This is a genomic window from Streptomyces sp. NPDC059900 (assembly GCF_050270335.1).
Lineage (GTDB): Bacteria > Actinomycetota > Actinomycetes > Streptomycetales > Streptomycetaceae > Streptomyces.
In genome coordinates this window covers 1-1,091 of the sequence record NZ_JBNNJZ010001160.1, presented here as the reverse complement: position 1 = coordinate 1,091, position 1,091 = coordinate 1, and the positions used below count along the sequence as shown (strand labels likewise).

The 1,091-nt window shown below is 70.8% G+C and carries 1 pseudogene; it reads right to left on the bottom strand.

The features are described from left to right. Nucleotides 1-948: pseudogene (locus ACQKIP_RS48050) on the bottom strand (alpha-mannosidase); the annotation flags it as partial. Nucleotides 949-1,091: the final 143 nt, after the last annotated feature.

Sequence of the window (1,091 nt, the reverse complement as noted above, 5' to 3'; positions counted from 1 at the left end):
CCATACCTCGGGCCGGTGCTCCTTGACCCATGCCCACTGCTGGGCCTGCGACATGGCGAAGACGAAGTCCGGCTCGTCCTCGATGAGCGCGGTCATGTTCGACGTCGTACGGGCGACCTTGCGCACCGTCTCGCGCAGCGGCCACAGCCACGCGGAGTCGATGTGCGCGTGGCCGACGGCGCTGATGCGGTGGGCCGATGGCTCGGCGGGCGTGGTGAGCACGCCTTCGAGCTCGGCGCGGGCCGCGGCGGCCGAGCCGTTCACGTCCTGGAGGTCGACGGCGTCCAGGGCGCGGCCGATGGCGCGCACGATCGCGTAACGGCGCCCGGAGTCCTCGGGCAGCTCCTGCATGAGCTCGCCGAGCACTTCGAGGTCGATGACGAGCTGCCACACCGTCTCGTCGAAGACGGCGAGGTCCATGCGGGCGAGCTTGTACTGGGGCTCGCTGCCGGCCGTCTCCTTGTCGCCGAGCTGGGTGGGCAGGAAGGGGTGGTAGTCGAGGATGACGGGGTTGGACGCGGCCTCGACGTGCAGGTGTACGTCCTCGCCGCCGGTCGCCGGGGCGGCGACGCGGACCCACTGATTGCGGGGGTTGAGGCCCTTCACCGGGGTGCCGTCGGGGCGGTAGACCAGGCCCTCGCACTGGAAGCCGGGCATGTTCTCGTCGAAGCCGAGGTCGAGGATGGCCTCTACGGTCTTCCCCGCCCATGCCTCGGGGACGGTGCCGGTCACCCGGAACCAGCTGGTGGCCCAGGGGGCACCCCAGGCGGCCCCGACCTTCGTCGGCTCGGGGGTGGCGGCGAGGCCTTCCGCTACGGGTACGGGTTCACCGGGGGCGGTCCATACGGCGACGTCCAGGGGGACGGACTCGGGGTAGACGGCGGGTCGGATGCGCTCGTCGAGAACGCGCTTGAGCCGGGCTTCGATGAGGGTGCGGTCGTCGTGCATGGTGCTCTCCGTGACGTTGTTGGTGCGGGTGCGGTGTACGGGGACTTTTCCCCAACCCCGCCCCTTCCCGAAAACCCGCTCGGCGCGGGGGCCTTGTACGTACCGTCATCACCGGCTCCGCCGAGTTCGTCCTCAAACGCCGG